The organism is Paraburkholderia atlantica (genome assembly GCF_009362785.1).
GTDB lineage: Bacteria > Pseudomonadota > Gammaproteobacteria > Burkholderiales > Burkholderiaceae > Paraburkholderia > Paraburkholderia atlantica.
Map to the genome: position 1 here is coordinate 1 of NZ_WHNQ01000043.1, position 20,567 is coordinate 20,567.

At 58.7% G+C, this 20,567-nt stretch carries 11 protein-coding genes and 5 pseudogenes; 7 read left to right on the forward strand and 9 right to left on the reverse strand.

The features are described 5' to 3' along the window. On the forward strand, positions 1-499 hold a 499-nt coding region (locus GCT19_RS35010; RefSeq protein WP_152854478.1), incomplete at its 5' end, for an IS66 family transposase. Between the two features lie 154 nt (positions 500-653). Here GCT19_RS35010 and GCT19_RS35015 read toward each other — a convergent pair. The 6 genes and pseudogenes from GCT19_RS35015 to GCT19_RS35045 form a co-directional block, all read right to left on the reverse strand. Further along, the gene (locus GCT19_RS35015; protein WP_152854479.1) at positions 654-6,104 is read right to left on the reverse strand and encodes an AAA family ATPase; all 5,451 of its coding nucleotides are present in this window, start codon (positions 6,102-6,104) and stop codon (positions 654-656) included. A 1,628-nt stretch (positions 6,105-7,732) separates the two neighbouring features. After that, positions 7,733-8,845, reverse strand: coding sequence for an ATP-grasp domain-containing protein (locus GCT19_RS35025; RefSeq protein WP_311544517.1), 1,113 nt, complete (start codon positions 8,843-8,845; stop codon positions 7,733-7,735). Between the two features lie 220 nt (positions 8,846-9,065). Beyond that, complete coding sequence (locus GCT19_RS35030) at positions 9,066-10,298, reverse strand: ATP-grasp domain-containing protein (protein WP_227717777.1); 1,233 nt, start codon at positions 10,296-10,298, stop codon at positions 9,066-9,068. A 10-nt stretch (positions 10,299-10,308) separates the two neighbouring features. Further along, on the reverse strand, positions 10,309-11,004 hold the full coding sequence (locus tag GCT19_RS35035) for an iron-containing redox enzyme family protein (RefSeq protein WP_026228999.1): 696 nt from the start codon (positions 11,002-11,004) through the stop codon (positions 10,309-10,311). Between the two features lie 158 nt (positions 11,005-11,162). Beyond that, entirely contained in the window at positions 11,163-11,966 is an 804-nt protein-coding gene (locus GCT19_RS35040) for an EamA family transporter (protein WP_152854482.1), read from the reverse strand. 452 nt (positions 11,967-12,418) lie between these two features. Beyond that, positions 12,419-12,821 (reverse strand): annotated as a pseudogene (locus GCT19_RS35045) (LysR family transcriptional regulator); the annotation flags it as partial. A gap of 272 nt (positions 12,822-13,093) precedes the next feature. Here GCT19_RS35045 and GCT19_RS35050 point away from each other — a divergent pair. Then, entirely contained in the window at positions 13,094-13,258 is a 165-nt protein-coding gene (locus GCT19_RS35050) for an SDR family oxidoreductase (RefSeq protein WP_456299584.1), read from the forward strand. 58 nt (positions 13,259-13,316) lie between these two features. Here GCT19_RS35050 and GCT19_RS35055 read toward each other — a convergent pair. Then, a pseudogene (locus GCT19_RS35055) lies at positions 13,317-13,999 on the reverse strand (transposase). A 758-nt stretch (positions 14,000-14,757) separates the two neighbouring features. Here GCT19_RS35055 and GCT19_RS35060 point away from each other — a divergent pair. Both GCT19_RS35060 and GCT19_RS43735 read left to right on the forward strand, forming a co-directional pair. Next, the gene (locus GCT19_RS35060; protein ID WP_152854480.1) at positions 14,758-16,176 is read left to right on the forward strand and encodes a methyltransferase domain-containing protein; all 1,419 of its coding nucleotides are present in this window, start codon (positions 14,758-14,760) and stop codon (positions 16,174-16,176) included. Positions 16,177-16,289: 113 nt separating this feature from the next. Then, positions 16,290-16,575 (forward strand): annotated as a pseudogene (locus tag GCT19_RS43735) (IS5/IS1182 family transposase); the annotation flags it as partial. A gap of 491 nt (positions 16,576-17,066) precedes the next feature. Here the strand turns inward: GCT19_RS43735 and GCT19_RS35070 are convergent. Then, positions 17,067-17,410 (reverse strand): annotated as a pseudogene (locus GCT19_RS35070) (hypothetical protein); the annotation flags it as partial. 44 nt (positions 17,411-17,454) lie between these two features. On the opposite strand from GCT19_RS35070, the gene GCT19_RS35075 reads away from it, so the two are divergent. The 3 genes and pseudogenes from GCT19_RS35075 to GCT19_RS43745 all read left to right on the forward strand — a co-directional run bounded on the left by GCT19_RS35075 (position 17,455) and on the right by GCT19_RS43745 (position 18,390). Then, positions 17,455-17,760 carry a hypothetical protein gene (locus GCT19_RS35075; protein WP_221314192.1) on the forward strand — a complete coding sequence of 102 codons (306 nt, stop codon included), beginning with the start codon at positions 17,455-17,457 and terminating at the stop codon, positions 17,758-17,760. Positions 17,761-17,783: 23 nt separating this feature from the next. Then, positions 17,784-18,134: pseudogene (locus GCT19_RS44875) on the forward strand (transposase); the annotation flags it as partial. Between the two features lie 22 nt (positions 18,135-18,156). Continuing rightward, positions 18,157-18,390 (forward strand): hypothetical protein, encoded by a 234-nt coding sequence (locus GCT19_RS43745; RefSeq protein WP_018436474.1) that lies wholly within the window; start codon positions 18,157-18,159, stop codon positions 18,388-18,390. A gap of 524 nt (positions 18,391-18,914) precedes the next feature. Here the strand turns inward: GCT19_RS43745 and GCT19_RS35085 are convergent. Beyond that, positions 18,915-20,363, reverse strand: a complete 1,449-nt coding sequence (locus GCT19_RS35085) for a sigma-54 interaction domain-containing protein (protein ID WP_018436476.1) — start codon at positions 20,361-20,363, stop codon at positions 18,915-18,917. Positions 20,364-20,567 lie beyond the last annotated feature (204 nt).

Genomic DNA, 20,567 nt, shown 5'->3' on the forward strand with positions numbered 1-20,567 from the left:
CGCCGCATTGGCGCTGCCATTCTTCGCTGCGCTTTACGACATCGAGCGCGAGGCGCAGACACTGGAAGCTGAAGAGCGTCGCAGGCTTCGACAGAGCCGGGCCAAACCGGTGTGCGACGCACTTCATGAATGGATGGTGGCGCAGCGCAAGCTGGTTTCGGAAGGTTCAGCGATTGCGAAAGCGCTGGATTACAGCCTTAAACGCTGGGAAGCGCTGACGCGCTATCTCGACGACGGACATGTGCCCATAGACAACAACTGGGTCGAAAACCAAATACGTCCGTGGGCTATCGGCAGGGCCAACTGGCTGTTCGCCGACTCACTCCGAGCGGGCCAACGCGCTGCCGCCATCATGAGCCTGTTGCGCTCAGCACAACTCAATGGGCACGAACCGCACGCCTATCTGAAGGACGTCCTCACGCGATTGCCGACCCACAGGGCCAGCGACGTCGCAACATTGCTGCCTCATCGCTGGCAGCCGACAGTTGCGGTCGCTTAGCTCAATTCGTCAAGACGGGTTTGCTGGCCCCTTACCGTTGGCTTCCACTTTTTCCGACCGATCTCGGAACGGCGAGTTCCGGATCTACGGCGCGCAAGGATTCCGGACCTTCGGTTCAGCACGCCGAGCGAGCGCAGGCGTTACGTGTGTGACTTTAACGGCTATTCTCGATCGCCCACTTGTCAGGAAGTCGCACCTTGATCATGGTGCCGGCTCCCGGCGAGCTGATAACGTCGATCGCACCGCCCAGCATCAGAACACGCTCTTCCATCCCTGCCAGTCCGAATGACCTCTTTCTCGTTGCAAAAACATCGAATCCGCAACCGTCGTCGTGCACTTCGAGAAGGCAAGCATCGGGGGTTCGCTCTAATGCGATGATTACTCTTCTGGCCGCAGCGTGTCGGGTGACATTAGTCAGTGCCTCTTGAACGATGCGAAACAGCACGATAGCGCGATCCTCGCTTACGGCGATATTCTCGTCCTGCAAGTTGAGATGACAGACCGTCCGGCCGTTGCGGTTGAAATCGGCCACGAGCCACTCGAGCGCTGCTGCAATACCGGAATCAAGCGCTGCGGGGCGCAGCGACGCGATAACGCCTCTGACCACCTGCATCGTTACATCCACAAGTGAAACGAGCGCCTGCGTATGCTCGACCAGATCCGGGTGATCCGCGCCAAGCCTCATGCGCAATATCGACGCCCTCAGGCGAAGCGCGGTAAGGTGTTGCCCGAGTTCGTCGTGCATTTCCCGCGCAATGTGCTTGCGTTCATCCTCGCGAGCCGTCTCGCGATGTGAGGCAAGTTCACGCAGCATCTCGTAGGACTCACGCAAGCGGTGCTCAGCTTCCTTGCGCTCCGTGAGATCAACTACAAAAGCAACGCCTTCCTTCCCGCTACAGTCGAAAGCAGCGCGGCCGACCATGACCGGTATACGACTGCCATCCTTCCGCATGTATTCTTTTTCCTCGGGTTGAACGTCACCGTCGTTTCTGATTTGGGCCAAAGCCCGTTCGCTGCTTTCCTGCCAGTCAGTTGGCGTGAGATCCCTCCAGCGGAGGCATCCTGACGCAAGATCCTCTCGCTCATATCCCACCATGCGAAGAAAAGCGTCGTTGGCTTCGAGAATGTCGCCGGCGGCATTCCAGACGATGATGCCAATGATATTGGCGTCGACGAGGCGGCGAATCCTGGCCTCCCGTTCCTGCAGGTCGCGGTACAGGCGGGTGTTCTCCAGCGCAGTCGCCGCCTGCGACGCGAGCAGCCGCAGCAGTGCAATCCGGGTCGATCTGAAGGCGCGGGTGATCAGATTGTTTTCGAGGTACAGGGCCCCGATCAGCTTCGCTTGATTCATTAATGGCAGGCATAAGACGGAACGAGTCAGATACTGCCGGATATGAGGATCTGTCGCGAACCTGGGATCGGCCGCAGCATCATCGAGAATGACACTTTCGCCTGTGCGCAATACATCGTAGAGAACAGGCTCGGGAATCATGGTCGCGCTCACGGGTGCATCACGCAATTGGACGTATGCCTTGTCGCTGTCCGTCCATGCTTCCGCTGCGAGCCGCTGTTCTCCTGTATGCGAAAGTATCAGTAATCCACGCTCGGCTCCCGCCTGCTCGATAGCGGTACGCATGATCGTCTCAATCAGTCTGTCGAGGAAAACCTCTCCGGAAACAGCCTGCGACACCCTTATGACGGTAGCAAGGTCAAGGTGTTCGAGAGGCGCCCCGATAGTGCTGCCTGAGTCAGGCGCTCGCTCGTCGGCCCTGAGACCTGGGTACAGTTCGTCGAGTTGACGCACCTTGCCTTCTGCCCCCCAGCGTCGATAAGCCCGTCGTGCGTCCTGCAAATAGACACGGGCAATCTTCTCATACCCCCGCGCCGCGTAGAACGCGGATGCGAGTTCATTGGCAAGCGCTTCATTGTGTATGAGGTCGTTTGCGCGCGCAAGATGAATGGCCGCTTCGTAGAGTCGCATCGCCTCGAGATCACGGCCTTCCAGGCGCGCCATCTCGGCGCTTACCAGTGAAACCCGATTGCCGAAATTCGCCGGACAGTTGTTCGCCCAGATCTCCAATTGCCGACAATGCGCGGCGATGCTGTGGAGGTGCTCCTGTCGCTCCTCGGCCGGCACCCGGTCGAAATGCGCGGCCCTTGTGAGAGCAGCGTAAAAATGGTACTCGCATTCCTCCAGGTGCGGCGACGAGCTCCAAAGTTGCTCTTGCGCGATCGATGCCGCGTTCATGGCGGCCACATAGTCGCCTGAAAAGAATCGTCCCTGCAGTTTCCGGATCCAGTACCAGCACGCGGCCGTCGCGAGCGCGGGGTTGCCGGACAGGTGCTCCTCTGTACGAAGCTCGTTGAATTCGTCATAGTCGAAGTGGCCGAATTTCAGTGTGACGCCGCGGAGCATCCGGATCAATGCGAGTTGCGTGGTGAGGTTATCGACGACCAGGCCGAAACGTGCCTTCCTGGAAAACGCGAGGCCCTGTTCAGTTTCGAGTTCGACATCGGTTAGAGGGTCACCGCCGAAAAGTCGGTCCGAAACGATATGGCAGCAGGTATAGGCGCCAGACGGAAGGTCCCCGGTCCGGCCCGCTGCTTCGAACGCACGGCGCAGCACTTCGCTGCTGAAGCGCACGTGTTTCGTCCAGCGCACAACATACAGCGCGTAGCAAAGATAGGTGACTGCCTCGAAGCGTTTGAGTCCGCGTCGCTCGACCAGATCGAAGCCGAGCTGACCGAACTGGACTCCAGCGTGGTAATCGCCAAAGCGTGGCCCAGCGATCCGCGGGAACATGACATACGCGAAGCACGAGGCGTCGCAGTTCCCGCACTCCAGACTCAAGCTGATCACTTTGCATATAGCGAGAGAAGCCAGATTCGCGTCAAAAAACCAGGCTGGTCTCAGGAGCTTGCTAAGCACGTCAGTAATTGCGAGCGACGCTGGGTCCGACATCAACGGCATATCGATGAGTGCCTCGATAGCCCGGCCCGCAAGCCGCAACCGTATGTTTTCGTACTCCCCCCGTACGTTGCTTTCATGTGGGTGTGCCGGCCAGTCGATGCCGAGTTGACGGAGGTGATCGAGGCAAACCTCGACCGCCAGATCGCTTCGATCGAGAGTCAGGTAAACATCCATTCGCAGACACGCGACGCTCGCCTGATCGACCGTGTTCGTCGCGCGGTTTGACAGCATCGCCAGCCGCTCTTCGGCATCGGTTAGCCGCCCGGTGAGGAACTCGCATTCTGCCAGGTTCAACTGGAGCGGAAAGACCAGTTCGTGCCTACGTCCCCAGCAATCGTCCTGGAGGAGTTGAGCGCCGGCAGTGAGATAGGTGAGCGCCGACGCATAGGCTGTCGACGCCTTGGCTCTCTTGCCGGCGATCAGGTTAAAGGCAGCCAGTTGTTGGCGTTCCTGCCTGGATCTCACCAGCGCCGCGCCTCGGTTAAGCTGACTGACGATATCGAAGATCGCCTCTTTCCGTTTGCTAGCGGGAGTTTGCGCCGCGAGTAACCGTCCAATACGCAGATGCGTGTGAGCACGTAACTCTTTGGGAATCAGCGAATAGGCGGCTTCCTGCACCCGGTCGTGCACGAACCCGTAGGCGTCTTCTAGTTGCTCCACCAACTCCTGCGCGAGTGCCGGCTTCAGCAGCGCCCGAATTTCCTGCTCCGAGACGCCCAGAACTTTAGGCAGCATCATATAGGAGGCGGTGTTGCCGAGACAGGCAAGCTGTTGCACGGCGCGTTGCGTTGACGCCGGTAGGCGCACTAGCTTTACCACCATTAGGTCGACTACATTGTCGGTGTACTCTTTCCGGTGGATGCGGGGCAGGTCCCAGCTCCAACAGGCCGTGTCATGGGCAAAGCTCAGCAGATCGCTATCGGCAAGCTCGCGCAAAAACTGGATGACGAAAAACGGATTGCCCGCCGTCTTCTCATGCACGAGGTGCGCAAGCGGTGCCGCACGTCCCGGCTCACAGTGAAGCGCTTCGACAATCAGTTGCTCGACGTGTTCACAAGCAAGAGGCGCGAGAACAATTTCATCGAGCCTTGCGCCGGCAGCCCTTAACGTCTGAAGCTTGTGCAGCAGCGGATTTCCGGGAGTTACCTCATTGCTGCGATAGGCGCCGATTACCATCAGATGCTGCAGATCCGAGCGCGCAAGGAGCCCGTCGAGCAAGTCGAGCGTCGCGGCGTCGAGCCATTGCAGATCGTCAAGAAATAGTGCCAACGGATGTTCACGTCGCGCAAAGACGCCGATAAAGCGCTGGAAGACGACTTCAAAACGGCGGCGCGCCTGATTCGGCTCGAGCTCTGGGACGGGCGGGGGATCGCCGATGATCAGCCTGAGCGCAGGGATCAGATCGGTCACGAGTCGCGCGTTAGGACCGAGTGCCCCGATCAACGTCTCGCGCCAGGTAGCGAGTTCCGCGTCAGGCTCGCCGAGTAGCGGCCTGATCAGGCCCTGAAAAGCTTGAACGAGCGTCGCATAGGGTATGTCGCGCTTGTATTGGTCGAACTTGCCCGACGCGAACAGCCCGCGCGATGGTACGAGTGCCTTATGCAGTTCATGGACGATTGCGGATTTGCCGATACCCGAATACCCGGAGACGAGCACGAGTTCAGGGATGCCAGTCCTCACTACGCGATCGAACGCAGTGGTCAATGCATCCACCTCCCTCTGCCTCCCGTAGAGTTTCTCAGGGATCAGGAGGCGGTCGGTCATGTCGTATTCGCCCAGCACAAAGGGATCGATGTGGCGTTGACGCTGCCATTCGGTCAGGCAATGCCTCAGATCCCGCTCGACGCCAGCCGCCGTCTGATACCGTTCCTCGGGCGTCTTGGCGAGCAGCTTCATGACAAGCTCTGAGACGGGAAGGGGGACCGTGTCTACCCGTGCTATCGGAGGCACCGGCTTACGCGCCACATGGCAATGTACCCATTCCATCGGATCCGCAGCAGTGAACGGTAGGGACCCCGTGAGCATTTGATAAAGCGTAACTCCGAACGCGTAGAGGTCGCTGCGAGAGTCGATCGAGCGGTTCGTCCGCCCAGTCTGTTCGGGCGCCATGAAGGGTAGGGTGCCGGCAATCGTTTCGGGTGGCTGTGGAAATTGCCGCTCGCGCGGCAGTCGTGAAGCGATCCCAAATCCTGTGAGCCGCGGCCGGCTGTCCGTGCAGTCAACTAGCACATGAGCAGGCTTGAAATCCTTGTGAACGAACCCACTCCGGTGGAGCTTCTCAAGCGCCCCGGCAATTCCGACGGCGAGGCACAAAACACGTTCCACCCCGAGAGGCGCGCCCACCAGTCGCTCAAGTGGTTCGCCGCCCGGATCCTCGAAAACCAGTGCCATCCGTTCATCTTCGCGTACCAGCCTTATCGGGTGCACCGCCCACGTACCATTCAGTTGTTCTTTCAGCGCGAATTCGTGAGCAAGGCGCTCGAGAAGGGCGATCGAGGGATGTTCCTCGGTGGTCCGGAGAGTCAGGACGCTATCGCTGCCGCTCGGGGACCGGACGCGACAGAAAGTGCGCTCTGCATCCTCCCAAAGGATGTGGACACTGAAGCCTGTGTCAGAGCCATGTGGATCGTTCATCTGCCGTCATTCACTAGTCAAGTTCAGCCCCCGATCGTATCAAAGGACGCAGCCCAATTCGTCTGTCTAAAGTGCCTATGGCTACGCGTTAGAACCATAGGGTAATTGCCGCACAAGAGCGCCGCGACGCCCGCAATGGCCACTTGCATCGCACCTTTGTATGGTTTATGGAAATCCTAGCAAAAGTATCTGAACCACTGGCTGTCCGGGCAAGGGTTCTAACATATGATGAAACCGCCGAGAAGGCTCAGTGAGGTCTTGACTACACCGGGAACGTCTGGGTTTTGCCAATGGAAAACCGGCGTTCACCGCAAGCGTGTAGCCTGTCGGAGGTCCAGTTCCAGGGAGCTTTAATGGGCTGCAGCAACAGAGCGAACGGTCGCGATGCGCCCGCTGGACAATTCCATACCATTTTGAACGTCGTGGTGGATAGCAAGCTGAAACCGCTAACGTTCCGCGCAACGGCCGGAACTGACGGTGCGGCAGATTCGCCGGCTTGTTGTGCGGCTCGGAATTTGGGCCGTGGACTGGTTTCCGGACACAAATCTCGCGCAGCGAGACGCTGTCGAGATGCCTTGTTCCGATCGTGCTCACGATTATCCGCGGTTGATACGCCGATTTTGGGCCGGCCCCTAGCGTTGGAGAAGCCACGGGAATCTCAGAGTCCGCAGGGCGACGAAAGGGGTCATATCGAATGACGAGCGAAGGCCTGTGGATCCTGCGTCGACTGCATCCGCCGACGGTCTACCAGTCACGCACACGATAGGAGCGCTTGGGCGAGTTCATCCAGATTGATGGCGGGATCACCGCTAGCTCGAGGACCGCGGTCCAGCGTGCACGCCGTTGGTGTGTATGTCGATGACGCAACCAGTCCCGTCATGCACCTGCAATTCACTCAGGCGGAATCGACGTTCCACCAATTTAAGGCGACGCGCGTTCTTATCGAGCGCTGCGGCAAACCTGGCGCTGTCAGGTTGGTGCCCATCTGCACTCCCTGTGTGAACAGTAGTAATGCTTACTATATTATTGTTTTGATTGCTCCCGGAACGTACAGCCGTACCATGTGCCGATGCGCTGTTTGACTATGGCGAAATAACAGGCCGCGTTCCTCCGTGTCTGCAGCACCAAGCGCTGACGAAAGGGGCTTAGCGATTGTGTGCGACGCGTATCTCGAAAGGGAACATCTGACGTTCGCGGTTACGGGTCGGCAGATTACGCGTGCAGCCGTTTTGATAAAAATGTGCTTAGCCCTAGGGAGTCTAGGAATTCCCACTTGCCGCGGGATAGCTGCGCGATTGGTCGGCGACGCTTTGCTCCAGCACGCCGGGTTTGCGTGTCCTGCTCATCGAGCAGTTTCCCCACCACATACGTCTCGTCGCGCGGCGTCACAAACACCACTTCTAAATGCCTAGTGCTGCGAGGTTTCTACCGAACCGCCCTAGCACACCGAGCCAATCGATAGCCGGACTTGGCATGCCAGCAACGAATCGTTGGTTCCGTACCTGAGTACGCCGCCTCGCTCCGAACGAGAAGTGTCCGTCAACAGCGTAGCTGATCATAACAGCAGGGAACCGCTGGCCGTGGTAAAGCGATTTCGTCGCGTTCATTCTCTCCTTCCAACGAGCGCCTCATCGGCAGCGTGATGGCGCATTTTCGGGCAACGGATAGCCATCATGCCAATGCCCGCGCGGCCAAGCGGGGCGGCTAGGGGCATCGATATCGCCGAGCTCGTACTGGAAGCGCTCCAAGGTCGCGGCGATCGCTGCATCAATCTCATCTTCCGATCGACCGCGGTAGCGAAACCGGCCGAGGATCTTGTCGTAGCCGCCCTTGCCGTCGAAGACATGATTTGCCTTCGGCGTAATGGCCGCATACAGCGGTGCGATACCGTCCGGGACAACGGCTCGCAAGAGGCGGCTGCCGGTCGCCTCGGGGAGCAGCAGAAACCCTCCTAGCTCGGTGGAGCGGGCCGCTGCACCCACGCCTGCCTCGGATGCGAGCGGCGTCCCGTAGTTGAGCTGCTGACGGACCCACAGGCTGAAGATGTCAATGCCGTAGAGATCGCGGAACAGGAACGGAATTTCGCCGCCGCCTACGCGCGCGCCAATCTCAAGGAAATACAGGCCGTCGGAGCCACGAATCACTTCGAGATGAAAGGCGCCGTCCACCAGCGATAGAGCGCGGAGACTCGTTTGCGCGAACGCGAGTAGTTCGTCGTTCGACGGTCCAGGCTGCAACATTATCGACCCGAGCGGTTTGCCATTGGCGAAGTCAAGACATGAGTTAAGGTAGCGCGACGCCCGGATCAGCAACGGCTTGCCGCTCGAGACGATACCGTCAACGTGATAGATCGGCCCTTCGATGAACTCCTCGCATTCGTACGAAGTGCCCGTAAGTCGGGGCAGGAGCGCACCGAACTGTTCCACCGAATCGACCCGGTGGACACCGATGCTTGCCGCGCCGGTTCGCGGCTTGACGATAAGCGGATGCCGCAATCCGGCGACAGTGGCGAGCGCGTCCTCCCGATCGTTCAATTCGACGAACTGCGGCACGCGCAGACCGGCCGCACTGACGACGCGCTTCATCACCGTCTTGTCGCGAAAGCGTGCTGCGGTGGCGGGCCGGTCGCCCGGGACGTCGAAAGTCTCCCGCAGCTGTGCCGCGGCGAGCAAGTCGAATTCGGACAGCGCGATCAGTCGGTCGACGCCGTTCAGCCTAGTACGGCATGCGTCGAACGCCACGCGCAGCCTGTGTATATCGTTGAAGTCCGGGAGGATCTCGATGTGCGAGATGCGCGTCGCTTCGAGAGCTTTCGCGCCTTCCGGTGTGCACAGATAGGCAACGTCGTGCGCGTCGTGATCGATGTATCGGTGATAGGCGGCAAAATCGTCGGACCAGCGATTCATTACGACACTTCGGGTACGGCGGGGGAAGGGGGTATTCATCATCGCGACTCGTCCTTTAATGGACCTTGAATGTCAACCCCATTTCGAGCGCGCATTGCGCGCCGTTCAGTCGGCGTTCGAGCGTGGGGCGATCGGGCGCTGTAAATAGCACGTGGCCGACCCGGCCACGGAAGTCGGTCGGCGGCGATACCCAGTCGCCGGCGCGCGGATAGATTTCCGCTTCTTGGAAGCCAGGCTGCGCACGCACTTCGTCAAGCCCGCTGACACCGACGAACGGCCCGGCTGCCTCGGGTGCGAGAAACCGGACGCCGCTTACCCGGGTGCTCCGCCCGTGGCAGTATCCCGGGGCCGGGTCCCATTCCCCGAGATAGCTACGGAGCATGACTTCCGGTAGCGAGATTGACTTAGCTAGCTCAACCAGCCGGTAGATCCGGTCGCCGCCGAGCCGCGCGGCGATTTCGATCAGCGTGGGACCGTCGCGCGTCATGCGCACTTCCGCATGAAACACGCCCAGCGTCAGGCCGATCTCTCTCGCCACCGTTTCGACATACGCGCTCAGCCGAGCTCGGTCGCGGTCGTCGAGCGTAGCGTCGACCACATGTCCCATTTCGACGAAGTAGGGCTCGGGCCCGAGGATCTTTTCGGTAATGGCAAGCATGCGCGGACCGAGCGGACCGACGTAGCCTTCCACGCTATATTCAGGTCCGTCGAGATACTGTTCAAGCATCATCGCTTGACCAACTTCGCGGCCCATGTCCGGAACAGATCGATGCGCAACGCTGTCGATCGTCGCGTGCAACTGCGCGAGCGAATCGACGCGGCGCACCAGTAGGCTGCCGCAACCATCGACCGGCTTCACGACGGCCGGAAATCCGACGTGCGCCGCCGCGCGGGCGACGTCGCCACGCTTTGCGATCGGCGCGAAACGCGGTACAGCGAGCCCGGCCATGCTGAGTCGCTGACGGCTACGGTATTTGTCACGTGTGAGCGCGGCCGCTTCGGGCGGTAGATGCGGCAACCCCAATTGCGCGGCCGCCTGCGCGACGACGTCGACCGCGTACTCAAAGCCGGGAACGAGCGCGTCGATGCCCCCGACTGTCCGCACTGCTGCAGCGACGTCATCAGCCGAGCCAGTGTCGACACTCGTCAGCGACGCCACGGTCCGTAGGTGCGTTGGCGGCACGATGTGGGTATCTGCGCAAAACACGTGTACCGGGTGCCCGAGCCGCTGCGCTGCAGCGATCAGCGCGGTGCCCGATGAGACAGGCTCCACTACTACAATAGCCACGATGCGCTCCTCATGCAACGACCACGTCCGACTGGCGCCCGGTTTCTGCCTTTAGTTCGTCGAAGTAATCGCCGACCAAGCCGATGAAGTTGCGAAGATGCATTTCGGCCTTGTCGATGCCACCCCATCCTTCGATCGCGCGCTGGACGGCGCCCCACATCAGATCGTCGTGGTCGTGCGATTCGTCGTATTGGATATGGCCAAGCGAACCCTTAACGGTGTGGTGCCCGAAGGCTCGACCCGCAGCCTCGGTGATCGTCTTATTGTAGCGGCCCGAATACCATTCGACGAACCAGTTCCACGCCATCGTCGGCAATGGGCCATCGCGTTCGATGCTGAGATACAGATAATTGATCAGCTTCCTAGTCGAGTGGAGCGGCTCAATGGTGTCAATCTGTTCGGCCGTGAGACCGAATTTTTCGATGTCGCGCAGAAAGAGCCCTTCGTGGCCGTATTCCTCGGCGAGGTATTGCGCGAGGATCTGCGCGAGTTGATTGTCCTTGAAGCCGATCTTGTAGAGCGCGAATGCATCGACTTCATTGTTCAGGCGGATGCGCAGCACTGTCTCGACGAGATGCCGCCGATAGTATTCGCGGTCGATCCATTCGCCACGGTGAAACGCGGCGGTGTCGGGCGAGGCGGAAAAGAGCGCCTGCATTTCACAGTCTGCAACCAGTTCAAAACGGGCACGATCTTGGTGGGCCATTTTCAGTCTCCAGTAAAACCACATGAAGGGAAACAGCATCGCAAGCGCGACACATACAACGACGAAGCGAACCATCCGCAGTTAGTGTCTCGGCAACATTCGAAGACGCGGAAGAAAATGCAGTGCGAGACGACGATCCACCTGCCGGCAACGCCGGCCTATGCTTGGCGGCAGCAGGCTATGCTGGCGCTGATCACGAGCAACGTGCCGATGCTTTGCAAGACCGTCATAGGCTGACCGAGGACGACAAAACCGATTGCGGCAGCAATGGCGGGTTCGATGCTCATCAGAATGCCGAACGCGGACGCCGTCATGCGCCGCAGCGCGAACATCTCGAGGATGTAGGGCAAGAGCGGCACGAGTACCGCGAGATACGCGGCGTCAATCAATTGCGCGGCGGGCAGATGGCCACCGCTTTGCGCAAGACCAAACGGCGTGGTGACCAGGGCCGCGACGATCAGCGACATTGAGAGCCCCTCCAAGCCATCGAACAGCGTGCCGACTCGTTTCATCATCACGATGTACGTTGCCCATCCGAGCGCAGCCCCAACAGGAAAGACCAAGGCGGTTAACGAGGTGGCCCACATGCCGTCCTGCCGCGCAATGAGGACGACGCCGACCATCGCCACCATGGGCCACACTAGCATCCGGAATCTGCGGATGCCGGCCGTCGCGACGATGAGGGGACCAATGAAGCTGATGGCGACTGCGAGACCAAGGGGCACGCGCTGCACGGCTTCGAAGTAGCACAGTGTCATGCCAGCCATGGCGCTACCGAGGACGAAAGCGGCGATCCAGCGCTGTCGGGAGTAGGTATGGAGCGGCGGTCGCACCACGATCGCGAGCATCAAGCCCGCGAAACAAAGACGCAGCCAAGTCGTGCTGAGCGTACCGTATTGGATTGTCACGGGTCGCGACAATGCAGCACCAAGCTGCACGCTGTACATCGACGCGATAGCCATGGCAGGCGCGAGCACGCTGGCAACAGGTTGCGAAGACGGCTCGGAATCAGGGGCGTTAGCATCAAACGCATCGCCTTTAACTGGCTCAACCCTAGTGTCGATACGACTTGCTTGGACGACATCTAAATCTTCGCTCATACTCGGCTCCGCGGTGACGACGAGAGAATCCTAACAGCGCATATCCGCTTTGTATAAGCCGTTAATTTTTTTGAGCGCATCAATCATATTGATGATTCGCGATCGAGAAAAAGCTTGTTTTTGCAGGTAAAGCCGCCGGCGGTAGGCTCACTGCTGTGGAAAAGAGAGTTCTGGTTCTTATCGGATGATTGTCTCGATTGCGCGCCGGACAGTCCAGTCATGCGATGTGCCGCAGCGTGCTTTGAGTATGGCGGGATAATGGGCTTCCTTTGCTCTGAAATGCATCAACTTGATGGCTGGTGTCGACACGCAGCGGTTTCTGCCCATGCGCTCTGGAAGCGGTCAATGCGCGGCAGAAGCCATTTCGCGACGAACGCCGGCCTAACGGTCACCGTCAACACGCCCACAGCCGAGCCCCTTCTTCAGTCGCGCAAATCCCAGATTCAACCGATCGAACCCCTCGCGGATGTCAGGGAGCGCCCGAAGGGCGACGGCCGTTAGTACAAGACGCGGTCGCCCGCCGGTAGCGTGGTGGAACAGCGGTACGTCGAGGCATTCTTCGAGGCTGCGAACGAATTGACCAACGTCGGTGGGCGTAACATTCAGTTCCATTGCAGTAGCCGAGAAGCCCGGGTGGCGCGCGCTCGACTCCAAGGCTCGCAGCGCGGCCGGGGGAGCCGGCCATGCACAGAAAGATTTTCTTTCAACGACAAACAAAACATCTCATTTGTGAGCGTAACGTCGACTGGCCAGGAATGTTCAAATCGGTCTGCAAAGCAAGGGCATTTCATGTTGCCGTTTCCGTTTTTATCGTTTTCAGGAACAGTCACAGAACATAATTTCTCTTCCACGGTAGTCATTGTCACGGGCGGCGGTTCAGCTCTCCGCAAAGCCGTCCCGCCACTGCGACCGAGGTGGTCGAATTAAGGGCACGTTCTTCATGGCGCAGGCCGCCGCGAAGGTGATGCAACAGCTCGGCGGCGCCATCGGTGCGACGCCTCGGGCCTGCATTCAATGCTTTCGATCCGCGTGGTCGCAATGGCCAGCCGGCAGATGTTGCCGAGGCGATTCTGTTCATGGCTTCTCTAGGCGCGTCGTGGATTACAGGTACCGTTTTCTTCAGATTGTCCATGATGGCGGAAGGCCAAGCCTGATCGAGTCTTCCTTGAGAGGAGCAAAAATGGTCTATCTGCAAATCAACCCTGGACGGTGTTATGAACTTCGAATTACTGGGATCGCATGGACGAGCATAAGCGTGGCGAAGCCGACAAAGTGCAGACCTGCGGGTGTGAAATCCGTTTTTGCTGCATCGACCTTAACCACCTGGAGATCAATTCCTTGAGCGCCCGCGGCCTGTGCAGGGTCGTCATCCGTGTAACCCTGATCGGCAAAGGCCACTTTCAGGGTTTCTTCCGTTGCTACCTTCTGCACCTGGCACCCCAGTTCCGCCACTTGTGCGCGCTCCTACTCGTTGGCCGGTGTACGTGCACGGCGAGCATCTGTCGGAGCGTATCGGCCGCCGTACGTACCTTACTGCCACGCTTGCGCTTGTAGCCGTCATTGCGTGCGCGTGGACCGCTCTCACTACGGTCATCAAGGATCGCAGCGCTGGATTGCTCCCGGCGCGCCTGTGCGACACGAATGAGCTGACAAAGATCGCTCACCATGCACTCGAAAACAGCCGGCCACCAGGCATCGTTGCGTCTGCCGGTACACGAGTTCCCACGGCGGAAAGTTGGTCGGCAGCATTCGCCACGCAGCCCCAGCGTGAGCCATCCAGCGCAACGCATTAGACCTCTTGCGCAACTCATATTACGCCGCGACGCATCCCCATCCATCAACGGCAGATAGGATGCCGCGAAGCTCCATTCTTCGTCTGACACTACCCCAGCGATCGAACGATTCTGATCGGCTCATCGGAAATTGCCACTTCCCGTGACCCCGTCGGGTAGTTTTTCGATCCCGTTCGTCGTTCATGCGATTGGATTCTTCAGCGTAAATGCGGCGCGACAGCCAGCAGTCGTTGATATTCCTGCATGTGTCATGCTGCGCCGGCACATCCGGTTGACGTACCGATCCAGAAGGTGATCGCGCGGACAGAAAATGCAGGCAAAAAACTTTCCCTAGAACTAAACCGTCTCCTTTCCGACACAACAAATACCACGGCTTGTTCGCCGTAGCATAAGCGGAGCTCAACGGCACGAGCCACATTGACGCCAAGTGAGACACGCAGATGCGAGGATTCTTGATGGGTGTCAACCTGTCATCACGCAAGACTTGCGCGACATCATTTCGATGCGACAAGAATAAAACGCAAGCAAGGCGATATCCGAGAATAGGCGCAGTAGAGCATCCCCGCGAAGGCGACGCCTTTTGCATAGTGCAGTCTTGGTGCAATGCGCAAGGGTCGGGCTACCATAGTTCTCGATTCGTGCTGCTTCGACTCAGGGGCAGCCACGAGCTGTGAGACGGGTAGACGCTGCTGCGGATGAAATCCCGCCGCCCAGTAAAGACGCGGACCGGTTCGAAGCCTAACCCGGCCCACAACGGCTTACTCATAACGGCATTTGTCCTGTCAACCTCTCTACTGTTACAGGTCGGCCAATGGATGTCGATGACGAGGTCGGCATTGCTCAATCGGTAGATTATTCATATGAGCCGCGATAAAAACCTAAGAACTTCAAAAATCAGTGCAGAAAACGTTTCTGGGAAACTGCCATCAGGGATGCTTCCTTCGGATACGCGGCCGCCGCCTAGCCATCGAGAACAGACCGTACGGGCAATTGTAGCGTTTAACCAACTGGCGAAACGTCACAGACGGATCCATTGCGCGGCGGCACCCAGCGCTTCCGAGCTGTCCGGGTTCCCTCTCGTACTTCTTCGGGACTACATGCGTGCCTGCTTCGGTTTATTCGGGGATCGGGGGCCGGGGAGCACAAGTGCCGTCGATCCGTCCGTCGCTGGGCCGCTTAAACAGGCTTGCGAACAGGATGCCGATGCGGGCGTCACACTGGCCCAGCTGATTTACGCGATGATAAAAGGTAAAGATGCATTTGTGGGGGATGGTCAGTTTGATGACAAGGGCCTTGTGGCCTACTTGCGATCTCACCTGGAAGCTCACGAGATGTCGGCAGTAATTGCTGCAGTGACACGCTATAACAACCGTGCAACCGAGCCAGCGTTGAAGCTATGTGCCGACGAACCTGACTCCGCGCGCCTTGCAGTACTGTGCGGAGACGAGATTCTCACGGTTGACCTGCTGCGCTTGGGTACCAGTGAAACAGTTCAGGGCGTCGGGGCCGCAGAGGAGACTCAGAATGGCGGTATGGAAGCGAGTGTAATCTCAGATCGGGAATACGTCGATGCGCTTCGCGTCATGGACAGCTCAGGTCGTGGTGAGACCATCATCAATGCTTTGGAGAGGAACATCCTCGGCGAATTGTCTGAGGAAGAGGACTTTCTCGAGGTAGGGGTTGGTACTGGCATCGTTACAAACGCAATCTCGAAGAACTTTAAGCGTACATCTATCGTGGAGATCAATCCCGATCTGATGACGCATATTAATTTTCTGCCTGAGATGGTTTTTCACGAGTCGGTGATTAATGTGAAATTGCCCGTGGGCCGTTATGATCTTGTGCTTTGCTCTGACGTGTTCTATCGGTTCTCAATTGAGGAAATCACGCAGGCTGTGTTAAGGCTTAGGGCAGGTTTGAAACGTACCGGGGTGCTTGCGATTGTCATGACCGCGCCGCGAAACACGTATCATGAACTGTGCTCGTTCTTTGACATAAACTACACAAACAGTGGGCATATACAGAAGGTATTGAATGACTTGGGTGTGTCCTATAAGTCTATATCCGAGGCGGATCGATACATCTGCGAAAGAAGGGAAGAATTCTCGGCTCTCTGTCGATTTTTCATCGCAATGGATTGCGATCCGGCGCAGACGGGCTCAGTGAGGCGACTCGATGGCAACCAGTTTTTGGAGGACTTTCTTCATAGGAGCAAGAAAGATAAAGGCTACGAGATCGTAGTGGAGCATGATCTACTCTGGCTTACCGGGGCGGATTAGAAGGTGTTAAGCACTTACGGTCAGACTTGGTAACCTTGCGGAGTCAAGAAGCGTGGGCCTTACCCAGCAGATGTATCGGGCGAAGAGTGCCACTTCGCCCTGCGCAACGCTGAATTCCCGCGGGCTGTTTCGAGGCCATGGTAAGCCACCTGCATTCGATCACCCGGGTCGCTCAGCTGCTCCGTGGTCAAGCCTGCGCGGTCATCCTCGGGCGTACGCTTCAATTGACCAGCGAGATTGAGTCTCGCGCTGGTTACGACGGCTACAAGCGCAAGCGCCTTAGCAAGGTCAACAGGGGCTATTGATACCCTGGTGCAGTTGCTCGCGGTGCATGTGACGCCGGCCAGTGATCAGGTGCACGCGCAGCTAGGAGAACTGATGCGTCAAGTCATGGTGGCCGGTATGCTCGCACAGTCGGCCCACGCCGCGTCTGAGGGGCGACCACAGGTATGTGGTTACGACTACGGCACCTTGTGACGGGTGGACGCATGATTAAATGTTAGCGCCGATGTAAAACTGAGCGGCTCAGAATTCAACCGGCGTTGACAATTAAATCCATGCCGACCGATTCTCGGCCGATGCGTCACGACATCACACTGAATGGAGGTGCGATTGATTTCCTGATGTGCGCGCAAAACGCCCGCCGGGGCAGCGTCGGCGGTTGATGTCGCACAGCAGACCGGACGTCCTGGTAAAGAACTTCCTTGAACACGCGCTGACTGTCCCTTCCCTGGATACATCCATTGGGACAGTTCAGTGCTCTTAACGTCACGTTCCTGATTCCATTGTTACGTTGGGGCATCCTGCGTGGACAAAGGCTCATGCAACGATGGCTCTCTTCATGTGCGACAATAATTCGCTTAACTAATGCTGCTACACAGTAAGACCAATTAAACAATCGAGACAAGATGGGGATAGGATTCGTCCTTTCTCAGAATGTGAACGGATCTTGAGTGAGTCCGGGATAGCGATTGCTTTCGATAGAGCGAAGCGCGAAACAGATTTCGTTTGACCAGAACGTGCTGCCGGATCAGGCCGAAGCTCGATAGGAAAGTTTGAGTGCGATCGGGAGAGCGGAGGCATTGCATGCGCCGCCCGCGTTCACGCGTGGGCTGATGACTATTTTCGGCCCGGTTCAGGCTTTGACGAAGACGTGTTTGACGGTGGCGAGTTCGGGTATTTCGGCCTTCGTCGCAGGAAAGCTGAGCAACTGGTCGGTCACGATCTTGCGTGGCCCTCCGGAACAGGGCTTTTGTCCGGATGGAGCCGGGGTACCGGGTGACGAACGCGCGGGCGTATAACCAGAGCCTGAGAAAGGGCGGCATGATCAGCCTGTATGTGCCGGGCGGCGATCTGAAGGCGCAGCTTATCAACGCAAAGAGCCGTACGCCGGGCGTGTCGGGGCGTGAGCCGACCTACACCACGGCGTACATCGAGCTGATCTTTACCTTCTATCGGCTGTTCGGCTGGGGGGGATGCGGCAGATCACCGGCTATATGGAGGACTAACGGGAGACTCGCGGGCTGGACATCCCGGTGCCCAGCGCCGGTCAGCTGGGCGAACGGTTCGCTTCACAGGAGGTGAGCGTCACGCAGCGTTGCGAACAGGTGGCCCGGCGTCTCGCGCGCGGCGGGACGAGCAGTCTCATCGTCGACAGCACGGGATTGAGCTTTGGGCGGGCGAGCCAGTGGTATGAGGAAAAGTACGCTCAGAAGGCCGCGCGCACGCCGTGGCGCAATATGCATCTGTCGATCGACGCTGACATGAACGTACACGCGATCGGCATCACCACTACAGAAGTATCGGACAGCGAAGGAGTGGACGCCGTGCTGCCCGCTGATGTGCCGATGGATCGGGTGATTGCCGATGGCGCGTATTACAGCATCGAGCGTACCGAAGCGCTTTCAGGCGCGGGCGTGACGCCCGTCATCCCACCGCCAGCTCACGCTGTCGTACACGGCGAGGAGCGAACCCGCTGGCATGACCAGATCGTCAGATACATCGAGGACAAAGGGCATCTATGCATTTCACAAGCAATACGGCTACGGTGTGCGCTCGCTGGTCGAGGCACAGATCTCGCGCATCAAGCGCTGCATCGGCGAACGCCTGCTGACGCAGGAGCTTGCGTCGCAGGAAGGCGAAGGCATAATCATCGCCAACCTGCTGAACCGGTGGAACGCCTTCGGCAAACGCGTTTGCGTCAAAAATCCATAGTCGCGTCCATGGCACGGGAACTCGTACCCATCCGGACAAAGCCGGTCGCAAGCCCCGCTTTGTCACGGCCGCGGGTTGCAAGACCGTCCGTGTTGCCGTCGTAGGCAATGATCCGTACGCCGCGACCTGACCGTGTCGTCGCCGTTGCAGGCGGCAAGCATGGCGGTTGACAGCACGGTGACGCAGAGCGTCGTGAGTGTCGGTGAAGGATGGCGTTGCCGGGCGGTCGACGGACCGTGGATCATGTCTCCGTTCGCCGCATTGTTTGTGTTGGACTTCGTTGGCGAGCGATTTCCCATTGTCCGAACGATGATGCAACGCCGATCGGTGTTTATGACGGCAGACCGCTCCGCGAGTGCAAGTCTCGTAAAGCGGAACCCCGGTGTCTCCGGCAGGAGACGCCCTCTCCACGAATGGACGCACATGGCTCGGGAAATCGCCGATGCATGACATCGCGACGTGCGTTGTAAGCTTCACTGGAATGGCTCGGCAGGCACGCACGCAGCGGCTAGCGTCGATCGACGTCAGATCCCGAGCGCGGCCATTTTCTTGTAAAAGGTCGCGCGTCCGATCCCGATCCGTGCGGCCGCCTTTGATACGCATCCGCCCTCGCATCGCAGTGCGGCACCGAGAAACCGCTTCTCGAACATCCGCATCGCGTTCTCGTAACTTGCTTCATTGATGTCCGCGTCACGGGCCTCACCGTGTTCGCGGGCAAATTCTGGAGCGGAGAGCGTCGAGTCGATGTCGTTGACGAACGCAACCAGCAAGTTGGCGTCGATGCACTGGTGATCGGAAAATATCACGGCCCGCTCGAGCGTATTGCGCAATTCACGCACATTGCCCGGCCACGCGTGCTCACGAAGCAGTTGTAGTGCATCTTCACTGAGTTCTGGGCGGCCGATATGGTGGTGTGCCACTAACTCATCGAGGATCATGTCCGAAAGTGCGGCGATATCGTGCGCACGCTTTCTCAACGGTGGTGTTCGGATGACGAGCACGTTAAGCCGATAGTAGAGGTCGGCGCGGAAGCGGCGGGCGGCGACGAGCTCGGGAAGCGCGACGGAAGTCGCTGCAATGATTCTCGCATTGGTCGCTACCACGCGATTCGAGCCAAGCGGCTCGAATTCCTTTTCCTGCAGCACGCGTAGGAGCTTGCTCTGGAGCGAAAGCGGCATGTCTCCGATCTCATCCAGGAAAAGCGTGCCGTCGCTAGCCAGTTCGAACTTACCCACGCGGCCCTTGCGATCGGCGCCGGTGTACGCGCCTGCGGCGGCGCCGAACAGCTCGACTTCGAGCAGCGAATCGGGAATTGCCGCGACGTTCACGGCGACAAATGGCTTGTCGGCGCGTGCCGATTCCCCATGTATCGCGTGGGCGATCAATTCCTTACCGGTACCCGTTTCACCGAGTAAAAGGACGGGAAAATCGACCTGGGCTGCGCGTAGCGCGAGGCGCTTCACTTCCATGCTGGCAGGGCTCGTGCCGACGAAATTCGACAGGCTGTATCGGGCCCGCCGTGTGTGTGCTAACGCGTGTCGCGTCGCGATGAGCTCTGCTTGCAAGCGCGAGTACTGGCTAAAGAGCGGTGTGAGTGCTTTCAGTTGTCCAAAGAGGGCAAAGCCGATGGCGCCTATGGTGGCGCCGTTGTCATCCTTCAGTGGCAATCTCGTCACGATGAAAGGTTCGCGCTCGGTTTCAAGTATGTCGAGCAGAATGGGCTTTCCTGTTTTGACGACTTCTCGCATGAGGCTGTTTGGGACAACGGTCTCGCAATCGAGACCAATTGCAATCTTGGGATCGGCAAAGCCGAAGTGAGCAGCATATTTCTCACTGATCCAGACGACTTTGGCCTGTCGGTCGACGATCAGGGTGCCCTCGCTTGAATTAATGAGGGTGTCGAAGAGCGAACGCACAGCGCGCCGCCAGACATAGCTGTAGTCGCTCAGGATTGTGCCGACCTCGGTTGCCATTCGGATCTTCTCCTCGTGTGACAGCGCCGCCCGGTCCAGCTTGCTATGAACCGTCTCGGACCAGAGGCGAAGGCGAGCAGTGTCTCAAGTTGTGGATCCGCGCGGGAGTGGGATTTCCCCTACCAATCCAGTTCTGTGGCTGGTGCTAGCGCATTTCCGGAAATGAAGTGTGGATTCCTCAATGTCGGGCTGCATAGGGGTGGC